The 14,397-nt window shown below is 67.1% G+C and carries 13 protein-coding genes; 7 read left to right on the top strand and 6 right to left on the bottom strand.

What is annotated here, in order from left to right:
- Positions 1-121: 121 nt before the first annotated feature.
- Positions 122-2,236, top strand: coding sequence for a TonB-dependent receptor domain-containing protein (locus G3N93_RS21230; RefSeq protein WP_206133879.1), 2,115 nt, complete (start codon positions 122-124; stop codon positions 2,234-2,236).
- A 53-nt stretch (positions 2,237-2,289) separates the two neighbouring features.
- Positions 2,290-4,407, top strand: coding sequence for a TonB-dependent siderophore receptor (locus G3N93_RS21225; protein WP_206133878.1), 2,118 nt, complete (start codon positions 2,290-2,292; stop codon positions 4,405-4,407).
- 85 nt (positions 4,408-4,492) lie between these two features.
- On the opposite strand, the gene G3N93_RS21220 is transcribed toward G3N93_RS21225, so the two are convergent.
- From G3N93_RS21220 to G3N93_RS21205, 4 genes are all read right to left on the bottom strand, one after another.
- Positions 4,493-4,858: a copper resistance protein CopC gene (locus G3N93_RS21220; RefSeq protein WP_174938081.1), complete on the bottom strand. Its 366-nt coding sequence runs from the start codon at positions 4,856-4,858 to the stop codon at positions 4,493-4,495.
- A gap of 16 nt (positions 4,859-4,874) precedes the next feature.
- Positions 4,875-5,792, bottom strand: coding sequence for a hypothetical protein (locus tag G3N93_RS21215; RefSeq protein WP_206133877.1), 918 nt, complete (start codon positions 5,790-5,792; stop codon positions 4,875-4,877).
- A 109-nt stretch (positions 5,793-5,901) separates the two neighbouring features.
- Positions 5,902-6,285, bottom strand: a complete 384-nt coding sequence (locus tag G3N93_RS21210) for a DUF2946 domain-containing protein (RefSeq protein ID WP_174940025.1) — start codon at positions 6,283-6,285, stop codon at positions 5,902-5,904.
- Between the two features lie 193 nt (positions 6,286-6,478).
- A complete protein-coding gene (locus G3N93_RS21205) occupies positions 6,479-7,723 on the bottom strand; it encodes an NADH:flavin oxidoreductase/NADH oxidase family protein (protein ID WP_206133876.1) in 1,245 nt (414 codons plus the stop codon).
- A 77-nt stretch (positions 7,724-7,800) separates the two neighbouring features.
- Here G3N93_RS21205 and G3N93_RS21200 point away from each other — a divergent pair, with 77 nt between their 5' ends.
- From G3N93_RS21200 to G3N93_RS21190, 3 genes are all read left to right on the top strand, one after another.
- A complete protein-coding gene (locus tag G3N93_RS21200; RefSeq protein WP_174940021.1) occupies positions 7,801-8,271 on the top strand; it encodes a MerR family transcriptional regulator in 471 nt (156 codons plus the stop codon).
- Between the two features lie 104 nt (positions 8,272-8,375).
- Positions 8,376-9,074, top strand: a complete 699-nt coding sequence (locus G3N93_RS21195) for a hypothetical protein (protein WP_206133875.1) — start codon at positions 8,376-8,378, stop codon at positions 9,072-9,074.
- A gap of 210 nt (positions 9,075-9,284) precedes the next feature.
- Positions 9,285-9,605 (top strand): DUF1330 domain-containing protein, encoded by a 321-nt coding sequence (locus G3N93_RS21190; RefSeq protein ID WP_206133874.1) that lies wholly within the window; start codon positions 9,285-9,287, stop codon positions 9,603-9,605.
- A gap of 19 nt (positions 9,606-9,624) precedes the next feature.
- Here G3N93_RS21190 and G3N93_RS21185 read toward each other — a convergent pair whose 3' ends face one another.
- A complete protein-coding gene (locus G3N93_RS21185) occupies positions 9,625-10,461 on the bottom strand; it encodes an NAD(P)-dependent oxidoreductase (RefSeq protein WP_085040832.1) in 837 nt (278 codons plus the stop codon).
- An 81-nt stretch (positions 10,462-10,542) separates the two neighbouring features.
- Here G3N93_RS21185 and G3N93_RS21180 point away from each other — a divergent pair, with 81 nt between their 5' ends.
- Positions 10,543-11,646 (top strand): LacI family DNA-binding transcriptional regulator, encoded by a 1,104-nt coding sequence (locus G3N93_RS21180; RefSeq protein ID WP_206133873.1) that lies wholly within the window; start codon positions 10,543-10,545, stop codon positions 11,644-11,646.
- An 85-nt stretch (positions 11,647-11,731) separates the two neighbouring features.
- On the opposite strand, the gene G3N93_RS21175 is transcribed toward G3N93_RS21180, so the two are convergent.
- Positions 11,732-13,024: an MFS transporter gene (locus tag G3N93_RS21175; protein ID WP_174938066.1), complete on the bottom strand. Its 1,293-nt coding sequence runs from the start codon at positions 13,022-13,024 to the stop codon at positions 11,732-11,734.
- A 321-nt stretch (positions 13,025-13,345) separates the two neighbouring features.
- Between G3N93_RS21175 and G3N93_RS21170 the strand changes: the two genes are divergently transcribed.
- Positions 13,346-14,397: bifunctional transcriptional activator/DNA repair enzyme AdaA (locus tag G3N93_RS21170; RefSeq protein WP_206133872.1), on the top strand; the 1,052-nt coding region annotated here is incomplete at its 3' end.

Here is a 14,397-nt window from a genome sequence, read left to right as displayed (position 1 = left end):
GCCCGCCCTGCCGGTGCCCGATGCCGAACCCGCGCGCGTGACCACGCGCGGCGGCCGGCGCCGCGCATGGCGCGCATCGTGTCCGTTTCATCATCGTCACCATAACCATACATACAACGACATGTTTACCTCGACCCGTATTGCCGCCGCGCTTTCCGGCGCGATCTCCGTTCTCTTCGCGTCGGCCGCATGCGCACAAGGCGCCGACGCACCGGCCGATGCACCGGCCGCGTCGACGCTACCCGCGATCAACGTCAACGCGACCCGCGCGCCGGACTCGCTGACCTCGAAATCGACCGGCAGCCTGAAGCGCACGCTCGAACAGACGGTCGGCTCCGTGGGCTTCGTCGATGCCGACAGCTTCCGGAACACCTACGCCTTCACGCTGCGCGACGTGCTGAAGGACGTGCCCGGCGTGTTCGTCGAGAACCGCTATGGCCAGGAGCTGCGGCTGTCGATCCGCGGCTCGGGAATTGCCCGCTCGTACCACACGCGCGGCCTCGAGATCCTGCAGGACGGCATCCCGACCAACCTCGCGGACGGCAGCGGCGACTACTACCAGATCGATCCGCTCGCGCTGCAGGCGGTGCAGGTCTACAAGGGCGGCAACGGCCTCGCGTACGGGGCGTCGACACTCGGCGGCGCGATCGACTTCATCACGCCGACCGCCCATACCGCCGACGCGCCGAACATCCTGCGCGTGGAAGGCGGCAGCTACGGCACGGTGCGCACCAGCGCGCAGATCTCGCGCGTGCTGGGCCCGCTCGACTTCCTCGCGAACTTCAGCGTCAATCACGCGGACGGCTATCGCGATCACTCGAAGGGGCAATACGAGCAGTTCAACGCGAACGTCGGCTACCGGTTCAGCCCGACGGTCGAGACGCGCTTCTATGTCGGCGTGTACGTCGTCGACCAGTTGCTGCCGGGCACGCTGTCGCTGTCCGACGCGCTGAACAATCCGACCAAGGCCGCGCCGAACGCAATATCGGGTGACCAGGCGCGCAACACGCGCACCGAGCGGATCGCGAACCGCACGACCGTGAAGCTCGATTCGGGCGAGCTGCAGTTCGACACGTGGGCGATCCACAAGAGCCTCTATCACCCGATCTTCCAGGCGCTCGACCAGGACGGCTGGACCTACGGCTTCGCGCCGCGCTACACGGGCCACCTGACGCTCGGCGGGATGCGCAACGACCTGATCGTCGGCGCGCGCTTCTTCGGCGGCCGCACGCAGGCGAACCAGTACGTGAACGTCAACGGCAACAAGGGCGCGCAGACGCTCGACTCGACGCAGACCGCGTTCAACTACGAGGCGTATGTCGAGAACCGGCTGTTCTTCGTGCCGACCGTCGCGCTGATGACGGGCGTGAAGGTGCTGCATTCGGTGCGCGAGTACATCGACAACGGCGGGCTGCCGCGCAACCCGAACTACAAGTCGACGAACGCAAGCTACAGCGGCGTCAATCCGAAGCTCGGGCTGCTGTGGCAGCCGGATGCGACCACCCAGGCCTACGTCGACATCACGCGCAGCCAGGACGTGCCCGACTTCACCGACCTCACGCAGACCTTCTCGAACACGACGCGCTTCACGCCGCTGGCAGCCCAGCACGCGTGGACGATCGAGTTCGGCACGCGCGGCTCGCGCGAGCGCGTGAGCTGGGACGTGACCGCCTATCGCTCGCTCGTGCGCGACCAGTTGCTGCAGTACACGACGAACCCGGATGTACCGGCATCGACGTTCAACGCGAACAAGACGGTGCTGCAGGGGATCGAGGCCGGTGCGTCGGTCGAGCTGTTCCGCAACGTCACCGGACGCGGCGCGGGCGACAAGATCACGCTGTCGGGCATCTGGAACCTGAACGACTTCCGCTTCAAGAACGACCCGCAGTACGGCAACAACCGGATCGCGGGCGTGCCGCTGAACGTGCTGCGCGCGACGCTGGGTTACGCGCGGCCGAGCGGCTTCCACATCGCGGCGACGCTCGACTGGGTGCCGTCGGGCGCATGGGCCGACGATGCGAACACATTGCGCGTGCCGAGCTACACGCTGCTCGGGCTGCAGGCCGGCTACGACTTCCGCAACGGGCTGTCGCTGTTCGTCGACGCGCGCAACCTGACCAACAAGCGCTATGTGAGCGACATCAGCACGGTCGCGGATGCGCGCACCGCGAACACCGCGATCTTCTATCCGGGCGAAGGGCGCAGCGTGTTCGCCGGCATGCGGTACGCGTTCTGATGCGCCGCCTTTCAAGCAACACCGCATTGAACAGATTCAAAGGATCCCGAAACATGAAGTTCAGATTGATGCTGCCCGCCGCCTTGCTCGCAGCCTTCTCGCCCGCCGGGCAAGCCCAGGAAAGCGACGTCAAGCATACCGGCACCACACTTGCGCCGATTCGCGTGAACGCCCAGAAGGCGACGCCGCTCACGCAGCCGCTCGACACCGGCAGCCGTCTCGGCCTGACTTCGCTCGAAACGCCCGCGAGCGTCGAGCAGATCGATCGCAAGACGCTCGACACGCGCGGCGACAGCGCGATCGTCGATGCGGTGAGCCGCGCTGCCGGCATCAGCGCGTCGCCGCATCCCGGCAACGGCGGCTCGGAGCTCGGCGCGCGCGGCTTCGTCGGCGCGTCGTCGGTCACGCAGCTCTATGACGGCGTGCGCCCGTACGGCGCGATCGGCATCACGTTTCCGTTCGACACGTGGTCGGTCGACCATATCGACGTGCTGCGCGGCCCGGCTTCGGTGATCTACGGCGAAGGTGCGATCGGCGGTGTCGTCAACATCGTGCCGAAGAAGCCGACGCGCGGCGCGATCCAGAACGAGCTGCAGGTCGGCGGAGGCACCGAGGGCACGGCGCGGGTCGCGTTCGGCAGCGGCGGCGCGATCAACGACAAGCTGTCGTACCGCTTCGACATCAGCGGCAACCGCTCGTCGAACTGGGTCGACCGAGGCAATTCGCGCAACCTGTCGATCTCCGGCGCGCTGCGCTACGACGTGACGTCCGACCTGTACGTGACGGCATCGTATGCGCAGGGCTTCCAGCATCCGATGCAGTATTTCGGCGTGCCGCTCGTGAACGGCGCGCGCGATCGCGCACTCGACAAGAAGAACTACAACGTCGGCGACAGCGACATCGCGTTCCGCGACAGCTGGGCGACGGTGTCGGCGAACTGGCAGCCGAGCGACAGCCTGAACGTGACGAGCACGCTGTACCGGATGAAGAGCAACCGTCACTGGAAGGACGCCGAGTACTACACGTACCTGCCGTCAGCCTCACAAGTGCGGCGCAGCAGCTTCACGGAGATCTTCCACGACCAGGAGCAGTACGGCAACGTGACGGCGGCCACCGTCACCACCGCGCTGCTCGGGATGCGCAACACGTTCTCGACGGGCTTCGAGTTCAATCACACGACGTTCCAGCACGACAACAACTCGCCGTATTCGGGCACGTCGACGGTCGATCCGTTCAACTTCGATCCGGGCAGCTTCATCAACACGGCCGGCACCTATCCGAAGTACCGCAGCCAGGCGAACCAGTACGCGCTGTTCGCCGAGAACCGGCTGGAGATCACGCCGCGCTGGTCGGTGATCGGCGGGCTGCGCTACGACCACGCGAGCGTGAACCGCGACGACCTCGTGAACGGCGGCGCGTTCACGAAGGTGTTCGCGAACACCGGCTGGCGCATCGGCACCGTGTACGACGTGCAGCCCGGTCTCGCCGTGTACGGCCAGTATTCGGTCGCGGCCGACCCGATCAGCTCGCTGCTGTCACTGAATGCGTCGAAAGCGAACTTCACGCTCGCGACCGGCCGGCAGATCGAGATCGGCGTGAAGCAGTCGTTCCTCGGCGGCAAGGCGGAATGGACGCTCGCCGCGTACCGGATCGTCAAGAGCAACCTCCTGACGGCCGATCCGCTGAACCCGAACCAGTCGATCCAGATCGGCCAGCAGTCGTCGCGCGGGCTCGAGGCGACCGTCGGCGCGGAGATCGCGAAGGACTGGCGCGTCGACGCGAACGTGTCGATCCTGCGCGCGAAATACGACGACTTCCAGCAGACGTCCGGCGGCACGACGGTGTCGCGCGCGGGCAACGTGCCGGTATCGGTGCCGCAGCGGCTCGCGAACCTGTGGGTGAGCTGGCACTTCGCGCCGGACTGGACGGGCATCGCGGGCGTCAAGTATGTCGGCAAGCGTTTCGCCGATACGGCGAACCAGCTCGTGATGCCGTCGTACACCACCGTCGACCTCGGCCTCGCGTGGAAGCCGCGCAAGGACACGACGATCACCGCGCGTGCGTACAACGTGTTCAACCGTCGCTTCGTGCAGTCCGCGTACTACAACGAGACGCAGTACCTGATCGGCAACGACCGGCGGCTCGAAGTGCTGGCGAACTACCGGTTCTGATGCTGCACGATGCGGCGCGTCCGCCCCCGCCGCCGGTGCGCATGCATGGCGGCGGGGGCGGGCGCGGGTGCCGGTGCGATAAGCGTCACTTCACCGTGAACGCGTAGTGCCCCTGCGTGCGGTGGCCGTCGAGCGCGACGGCCACCCACGCCACCGAGTAGACGCCCGGCGTCAGCGGGTTCAGCGCGACGGACATGTGCTTGCGGTTCGATGCATCGACTTCGGCCTTGCCGTTCGTGACGGCATGGCCCTGCGCATCGGTGACGGCGATCGAGCTGAACGCGGGTTCGAGCCCGTCGTCGAAATCGATCGCAACCGTCTTCGGCGAGCCGGTCACGGTTTCGCCCGCGGACGGCACCTGATGCGTCGGGAACGCATGGGCATGCGCGAACTGCGCGCCGGCGACGAGCAGCGCGGCGGCGGCCATGCGCAGTGTGGTCAGGCGGTTCATGTGGTTTCTCCGTCGATCAGAAAAGCGGCTTGCCGAGCGAGCCGGGGAACAGGTCGTCGAAATACAGATGCGCATCGAAGATCACGCCGACGTGATTGCCGCTCGCGCGATTGACCGGAATCTGCGCCTCGACGCCGAATTGCCCGTAGCGGTTGAGCCACAGCACACCGGGGTTGATCGTCCCGGTCGTCTGGCCCGAGCATGCGCCCGCCGTGCAGGTGCTCATCGGCGCCTCGACGACGAACACCATGTTGCTGAGCGGCTGCGGCAGGCCGAGGTTCTTCACCTGCTGCTGCAGGTACGGGATGCTGTATTGCAGCGTCATGCCCCAGCCGAGCGAGTTCGGCCCCTGGTCGGACGACGCGGTGGTCAGGTTCGGCCCGAGTTCGGCCGTGAGCGCGAGCGGGCGCAGATAGCCGAGCGACGCGGGCAGATCGCCGAAGCCCTTGCCGACATAGACGGTCGGCGTGAACGTCGAGTACGCGTTCGCGATCGACTTCGCGCCGGTGCCGCCGATCTCGGTTTTCAGGCCGACCGACGCCATGAATTCGTGCCGGGCGTTCGTGTAGGCGAGGTACTTCACGCCGAGCGTCACGTTGTCCCAGCCCTTCGCGGAGCCGCCGTCCGGTGCGTTCTGCGACACGTACTGGCTGGCGACGCTGAACGCGAGGTTCTTCGTGATCAGCTTGTCCCACTCGTACGACACGGTATTGACGTTGAGGGTGTTGCCGCTGTCGTCGGCGGACTTGATGTGGCCGAACTGCGTGTCGAATTCGTCGCCGACGCCGGGATCGTCCACGGTCATCGTCGCGGGAAAGACGCGATCGCCGACCACCGCGTGTGCGTTCGCGAAAGAAGCATGGGACAGGCCGGCGATGGCGGCCAGCAGCGCGACACATGCGCGGGGCGCGTGCCGTTCATTCAAGCAGGGCATGTTGTGTGTTCTCCGGTTGTCGTTCGATGCCGTCGCGCATGCGCGCGACGAACGGCCGCCCGATTCGGTCGCGAAACGGCGGCGGGTCAGGCAGAAAGATCAGACGAACTCAGGAGAACGCGGGAGGCGCGCGCGATTGCGCGACGGTATGGACGAGACGGACACGGGCCGGGATCGAGGCCGACACGATCGGCTGCTGCGAAGCCGGACGCGGAACGGCGAATGCGACGGCATGGCCCGGCAGCACAACGGCGTGAGCGACGAAGCTGCAATAAGGACAAGCGTGCCAGTGCGCCTTGACGCCATGCACGGGCTTGCCGTCGCCGTGCGCGACCACCGCTTCGTCGACGCTCGCCGTGCAATAAACGGCCAGCGCATCGACGAGCCGGTGACGCGACGCCATCATCTGCGAGACCGCAGGGGCGAGCGCCATCATCAGGATTGCGATCAATCCGATCAGGCTGCCGGGCTTGCGGAAACGGGCGACGTGCATGACGCGCGACGAGGAAGGAATGCGATGAAGGTGGTGGATTATGCCACGCTGAAATCGCGCTCAGGCGCCTGAATAATGCAGTAAACAGGCTCGATATTTCGGAAAGTAATCCGAAAGGATCGAGCCTGTAAACGACCCGCCAGGCGACGGGTCGATCAGTGCGGGAAAGCCGGTTCAGCCCCGCCCGCCGGCATCACGCACGCGTGCCCGCCGCGCGCCCCGCCATCCACTTCCGGTAGCGCCGCGTCTGGCACTGCGCGGCCAGTTGCTGCCTGACCAGCGCGCGCAGCGGCGACACCTGCGGGTGCGTGCGCCGGCCTTCGCTGAGCCGCGTGAGCTGGAACTTGACGACGGCCATGTTGGCCAGCGCGCCCAGCGCCTTGTTCTTCCAGCGGATCGGTTCCAGCACCGGCGCGCTGTCCTTGCCGGCCCGCCAGTCGCGCGGCAGGTTCGGCTCGATCGACAGCGCGGTGGCGATGCCGACCATCGCCACGCCGCTGTCGACCACCTGCTCGGCAACCACGCGACGCCGGATGCCGCCCGTGACCATCAGCGGCATCCGCGCGACGGCCGTGATGTCACGCGCGAATTCGAGGAAATACGCTTCGCGGGCCAGCGTGCGCCCGTCGCGCGCCTCGCCCTGCATCGCCGGCACTTCATAGCTGCCGCCCGACAGCTCGACGAGATCGACGCCCAGCGGATTCAGCAGTTCGACCACGCGCTTCGCATCGTCCGCGCTGAAGCCGCCGCGCTGGAAATCGGCCGAGTTCAGCTTGACCGCGACAGCGAATTCCGGCGACACCGTCGCGCGCACTTCCCGCACGATATCGAGCAGCAGGCGGGCGCGATTCTCGATGCTGCCGCCCCACTGATCCTGCCGGCGGTTCGTCAGCGGCGACAGGAACTGACTCAGCAGATAGCCGTGCGCCGCGTGAATCTCCACGCCGCTGAAACCGCTCTGCTCCGCGAGTTGTGCGGCACGCACGAAGCGCCGCTGCACGTCGACGATATCGGCCGGCGTCATCTCCTTCGGCACCGGGAACTGCTTCGACAGCGCACCGAGCGCGAGCGGCACGGCCGACGGCGCGAGCGTCGTCTGGCCGAGCGCCGCCTGCATCTGGCGCCCCGGGTGATTGATCTGCATCCACACGTGCGCGCCGCCCGAACGCGCGACCTGCGCCCAGCGGCGGAAGCGGTCGAGATGCGCATCGCTCTCGAGCACGACGCCGTTCGGCCCCGTCATCGCGCGGCCGTCCACCATCACGTTGCCGGTCAGGATCAGGCCGACCTGGCCATCGGCCCACGCCTGGTACAGGCGCAGCAACGCGTCGGACGGTGCGTGATTCGCATCGGCCATGTTCTCTTCCATCGCGGCCTTGGCCAGACGGTTCGGAATCACCGCCCCGTTGGGCAGTGTCAGCGGTGTAAACAGGTTCATGGAGGGCACCCTCGATTGACGATACCCAACGATAACTTTAAAGTCAACTTTAAGGTCAAGCCCTTTTGGAGCACAGCATGAAAATCGGTGAACTGGCGAAGGCGAGCGGCCTCGCGGCGTCCCGCATCCGCTTCTACGAAGCGAGCGGCCTGCTCGAACCGGCCCGTCGGCAGGCCAACGGCTACCGGGAATACGGGTCGGAAGCGTTGACGCGGCTCGCGATCATCGACCGTGCGCAGCGCGCGGGCTTTGCGCTCGACGAAATTCGCGCGGTGCTGCCGCCCGATCTCGGCGCGTGGCCGCGCGACGAATTGCTGGTGGCGCTGCGGCACAAGGTCGACGAAATCGTGCTGCTCGAACAGCGTCTCGCGCAGAACCGGCACCATCTGGAGGTGCTGATCGACGAAATCGAAAACAAGCCGGCCGGCGAGGATTGCGCGGAAACCGCGCAACGGATGCTCGACCGGCTGTGCGCGCAAGCCGACGAAGCGCGGGCATCGGCACCGGCGCCCGTGCCGGTCCCGCGGCCGACGCGCAAGCGTGCATGACTGGTTACACTGCGTCACCTGAAAAACAATCAACCCGCGCGGCGGCGAGACGAGTCGATGCGCGCGCGCCGGCTTCCGCAGCGCGACTTCAAGAACCGATCCGCATGACGATTCCCCGTATCAAAGGATTCCTCGTCGCTGCACTGCTGACGTTCGGCATCGGCGGCACCTTCGCCGCGACGTGCGGCGATACAACTGCATCGTCCGCGTGCCACGACACCCCCGACCTTCCCGCCGACATCGTCGCGCAGATTCCCGCCGGCTACGCAGCGCTGGATGTCGCGTCGGGGCATCTGACCGACAGCGCCCGTATCGGCTATGTCGTCGTCGCGCATCAGCCCGACGATTCGATGCGCCACGCGTCGCCGCGTCCGCTGATGATCTTCGTGCCGGGCAAGGACGGCCACTACCGGCTCGCGGCGCGCAACGACACCGTGATCATGAAGGCCGACGAAGGCGGGATGGGCGACCCGTATCTCGATGGCGTCGCCGACAACGCGCTCACGATCGAACCGCGCACCTTCACGGTCGAACAAGGTGTATTCGCGGGGCCGAGCCACTGGCGCGACCGCGTGACGTTTCGCTACGACGTCGCGCATCGCACCTGGGTGTTCCATCGGGAAGTGATGCGGAACTGGCGGCCCAACGACGACCCGAACGGCGATGCGCTGAAGGCCGACCCGGTGCGCGTCACGCGCGCCAATGCGGCGAAAGCCGTCACGTTCGAAGCGTGGCGGCCGAGTTACTGGTGCGATTCGGCCGAGCGGCGCGATACCGATCCGGCTTGCAGCAAGCCGCATTGACGGCGACGCCGCGCTGCGGCTGACGATGCGAGCGGACAAGCGGTAGGCGTGGATGCTGCCGCGCCGCACGTTCGGGTGCCTGTCGGCTTGCGCAGGCACCCTTGCGCAGCCGTGCAGATTTGCTTACGTCGCAGGTAATCGACGCACGCCGCCCGCGCCGCGATCATGGCTCCATCGACGCACGAACCGCATCACCTCGAGGAGCCTGCCATGACCGCCTACGCCATCGCCCACCTGCACGACGTCGAGATGTGCGACGACATCGTCGAATACCTCGAACGCATCGACGACACGCTCGCGCCGTTCAACGGCCACTTCGTGATTCACGGCGCGCGGCCGGAGGTGCGCGAAGGCGTGTGGCGCGGCGACCTGATCGCGATCGCGTTTCCCGATCTGGGCACGGCGCGCGCGTGGTACGAATCGGATGCGTACCGGCAGATCCAGCCGCTGCGTGCGCAGCACGCGAGCGGCCCGCTGATCCTGATCGACGGCGTCGACGAGCGGCACAGCGCGACCGACATCCTGCGCTGAGCCGCGACGCCGGCGATGCTTACGACGCCTTGCGCTCCATCGGCTCGCCGACGACGAACCCGCCGCCCTGGAACCGCTGCGCGGGATCGTCGTAGTCGGCGGTCGGCGCCGTCACCGGGAACAGCCCGGCGAACTGCTCGGAGCTGTCGCGCGGACGGAAGCCGAGGAAGCCGGCCTTCGTGTTGTCCCACCACTTCACCGGGTTGTCCGATGCGCCGTACACGATCGCGTGCCCGACGCGGTTCGTCAGCAGCGAGCAGCGCACCAGCTCGATGAAGTCGCGATAGCTGAGGAACGTCACCAGCATGCGCGGATTCTTTGGCACTTCGAACGATGAGCCGATCCGCAGGCACACGGTCTCGATCCCGAAGCGGTCGAAGTAGTAGCGCGACAGCGACTCGCCGAAGCACTTCGTCACGCCGTACAGGCTGTCGGGGCGCAGCGGCGAATCGGCGTCGAGCACTTCCGTGACCGGATGGAAGCCGATCGCATGGTTCGAGCTCGCGAACACGACGCGCTTCACGCCATGCTTGCGCGCGGCTTCGTACAGATTGTACGTGCCGGTGATGTTCGCGCCGACGAGATCGTCGAACGGCGCATCGACCGAAATGCCGCCGAGGTGGACGATCGCGTCCACGCCGTCGACCAGTTGCATCACCGCGGCCCGGTCGGCGAGGTCGACGACGCGGGTTTCTTCATGCGCGGCCGCGTCGCCGAGCGTCGCGATGTCGCTGACGCGTACGACGTCGGCCCAGTCGGCAAGCGCACCGCGCAACTGGCGGCCGAGGTTGCCGGCCGCGCCCGTCAGCAGCAGGCGCCCGAACGGTTTGCGCGCGCCGGTGGATGAGGCGTTCATCGAGTCTCCTTGGATCTGGCTGAAATCTGACTGAATCGGAAAACGTTTTCCAACTATACGCGGGCGCACCGCCGAACGTCAATGGTCGAACCCGTTCGCAGCCATCCGCACTTTCCCGATATCGCCGCGCGGCCGCGCGTGCCCTTTTTCTGCCACAATCCGGCCTTACGGAACGAAAACGTTACCCTTCGAATGAAAAAAGTTTCCCCGACGATCCGCGACGTGGCGGCGGAAGCCGGCGTGTCGGTCGCGACGGTATCGAAGTACGTGAACGGCACGCAGCGCTTCTCGCCGACCGTCGAGGCACGGCTCAAGGAGGCGATCGACCGGCTCGGCTACCGTTCGAACCCGCTCGCGCGCTCGATGATCACCGGCCGCACGCGCACGATCGGCCTCGTGATCCTCGACATCAGCAACCCGCACTTCACGAACGTGGTGAAAGGCGCGAACCGCGTCGCACTCCAGCACGACTACACGCTGCTGCTCGTCGATACCGAGGAGAGCCAGGCCCGCGAGCGCTCGCTGATCGAGGCGCTCGCGCAGCGCGTCGACGGGTTGATCGTCAGCACGCGGATGGCGGATGACGAAGCCGGCTGGATGCTCGATCTCAACAAGCCGCTCGTGCTGCTGCGTCGCAGCCCCGGCCTGCCGATTCCGAGCGTCGGCATCGACAACCGGCTGTCGACCTACATGCTGGCGCGCCACCTGCTCAATCTCGGCCACACGCGCATCGCCTATCTCGGCTTCGGCACCGCGCGCGTGAACGACGAGCGAATCCAGGGCGCGCGCGACTGTCTCGCGGAAGCCGGGCTCACGCTCGACGTGCATGATGCGCATGCGCCGACCGCCGAGGCCGGTGAGCGTGCGTGTTCCCGCGTGATGCTCGGGCCGCAGCGCCCGCAGGCCGTGATCTGCTACAACGACCTGATCGCGCTCGGCTTCATGAAGGAAGCCGCATCGCTCGGTTTCCGGCTGCCGCAGGACGTGTCGGTCGCGGGCATCGACAACGTGCCGTACGGCGAATACGCGGCGCCCGCGCTGACCACCGTCGACATCCAGAGCGAGAACATGGGCGAGCTCGCGATGCAGAAGCTGATCGACGCGCTCGCGGGCCGCACCGATGCGAGCTACTCGACGTTCGAGCCGCGGCTGATCATGCGTGCTTCGACGGCCGCGGTCGGCTGAACTCCCCGCTTCGAGCCTTCAATAGAAAACGCGCCGCCCAAGGGCGGCGCGTTCGTTTTCGGACGTGGGACTACACGGTCACGCGTCACGCGTCGAGCTGCGCAGGCTTCATCTTCGGCGTGAGCATGTGCATCACGCCCAATGCGATCAGGTAGGCCGACGCGCCGATCGCGAACAGCACCCAGTAGTGCCCCGTGCGCTGCAGCACCTGGCCGATCACTTCCGAGAACAGCACGCCGCCGATCGAACCGGCCATCCCGCCGATGCCGACCACCGATGCCACCGCACGGCGCGGGAACAGATCGGACGCCGTCGTGAACAGGTTCGCCGACCAGCCCTGGTGCGCGGCGGCGGCGAGGCCGACGATCAGCACCGCGGCCCACAAGCTCTGCACCTGCGACACGAACGCGATCGGCAGCACGCAGCATGCGCAGATCAGCATCGCCGTCTTGCGTGCGCCGTTCACGCTCCAGCCCGCGCGCAGCAGCATCGACGACAGCCAGCCGCCGCCGATGCTGCCGACCGTCGTCAGCGCATAGATGCAGACGAGCGGCAGGCCGATGTGCTGCATGTCCATCCCGCGCGATTCGTTGAGCCACTTCGGCAGCCAGAACAGGTAGAACCACCACACCGGGTCGGTCAGGAACTTGCCGATCAGGAACGCCCACGTCTCGCGCTTGCGGATCAGCTCGCCCCAGCGCGGCGCGCCGGCATTCGCATTCGCCGCGTCGAGCGCTTCGGCTTCGTCGCGCGGCTCGTCGTACTCCGCGGCGAGCGCACGCGTATCGGCCTGGCGATAGAGCACGAGCCACACCGCGAGCCACACGAGGCCGATCGCGCCGATGATCACGAACGCCGCGCGCCAGCCGTAGGCCACCGCGATCGCCGGGATGATCGCCGGTGCGAACACCGCGCCGATGTTCGCGCCCGAGTTGAAGATGCCGGTGGCGAGCGCGCGTTCGCGGCGCGGGAACCACTCGGCCGTCGTCTTGATCGCGGCCGGGAAGTTGCCGCCCTCGCCGATGCCGAGCAGCGCGCGCACGAACGCGAAGCCCATCACCGAGCCGACCGCCGCGTGCAGCATCGCGGCGATACTCCACACCAGCATCGCCAGCCCGTACGAAATGCGCGTGCCGAGCCGGTCGACGATGCGCCCGAAGCCGAGCAGGCCCAGCGCATAGAACGCGGAAAACGCCATCACGATGCGGCCGTACTGCACCTGGCTCCAGCCGATGTCGTGCTGGAGCATCGGCGCGAGCAGGCCGAGGATCTGCCGATCCATGTAGTTGATGACGGTCGCGAAAAACAGCAGCGCACAGACGGTCCAGCGGTAGCGGCTGGCGGCAGCGCGCACGGCGCCGACGACGGCAGATTGCATGAAAGTCTCCGATGCGCGGCCGCGCCCGTCGCGCCGCACGATGTTCGTTGACCGGCGACCGGCGCCGGGGCGGACGGCGGCGCGCCTGTCGCGCACGGCCAATTCCGCCGATCAATCTGGAAAACGTTTTTCAGAGAATAGGGCGTCTGCCGGCGCCCTGTCAGTCGGGGATTTCGATGAGTCATCTCAAATTGCCCACGGCAAAAGAGACGACTGTTTCGCCACGTGGCATTAACCGTTTTTCCCGGATTTTCCCAACGGGCGCGCGCGGGGACGGCCGCCGATACACATGTCCGATTCCAGCCAGAATCGGGGGCCGGGATGGTTTACAGTCGTCTCATGCGCCTCGATCCCGACACCTGCTACGACGCCCTGCTTTCGCGGAACCGCCGCTTCGACGGCTGGTTCTTCGTCGGCGTCGCGACGACGGGCGTGTATTGCCGCCCCGTCTGCCCGGTGAAGCCGCCGAAGGCGCAGAACTGCAGCTACTACCCGACCGCTGCCGCCGCCGAGAAAGCCGGCTTCCGACCCTGCATGCGCTGCCGCCCCGAGCTCGCGCCCGGCCACGGGCTGCTCGACCTGTCCGGCAATCTCGCCGACGCGGCCGCCACGCTGATCGAGGACGGTTTCCTGAACGCCCATTCCGTCGATGCGCTCGCGCAGCGCGTGGGCGTGACCGAACGCCATCTGCGCCGGATCTTCGGCGCGCAGTTCGGCGTGTCGCCGGTCGAGTTCGCGCAGACGCACCGGCTGCTGATGGCCAAGCGGCTGCTGACCGATACCGCGCTGCCGGTGGCCGTCGTCGCGTCGACCGCCGGATTCGGCAGCGTGCGGCGCTTCAACGACCTGTTCCTGCAGCGTTACGGCCTCAATCCGCTGCGGCTGCGCAAAGGGGCCCGTGCGTCGGCCGATGGCGACATGACGTTCCCGCTGCCGTACCGGCCGCCGTTCGCATGGGACGACCTGATGCGCTTTCTCGCGCAGCGGCAGATCGACGGTGTCGAGCGGATCGATGCGCAGGGTTATGCGCGCGTCGTTGAATTGCCGAACCGGAACGACAACGGTGGCAACGGGCGCGTCGCCGGCTGGTTGTCCGTCGCGCATGTGCCGCAGCGCTTCGCGCTGGCCGTCACCGTATCGCCCGCGCTGACGCCGGTCGTGCCGACCGTGCTCGCGCGCGTGCGCCGGCTGTTCGATCTCGACAGCCGCCCCGACGTGATCGACGCGCATCTCGGCGAACTCGCGAGCGGCTCGCCGGGCCTGCGTGTCCCCGGCGCGTTCGACGGCGTCGAGATCGCGATCCGTGCGATCGCGGGCGAACGGCTTGCAGCGGCGCATGCGGGCACGCCCGTGCTGGCACGCATCGCCGAGCG

The organism is Burkholderia sp. Se-20378, from assembly GCF_017104665.1.
GTDB lineage: Bacteria > Pseudomonadota > Gammaproteobacteria > Burkholderiales > Burkholderiaceae > Burkholderia > Burkholderia lata.
The sequence above is the reverse complement of the archived record's forward strand: the minus strand, read 5'-3'. Positions and strand labels throughout refer to the sequence as shown.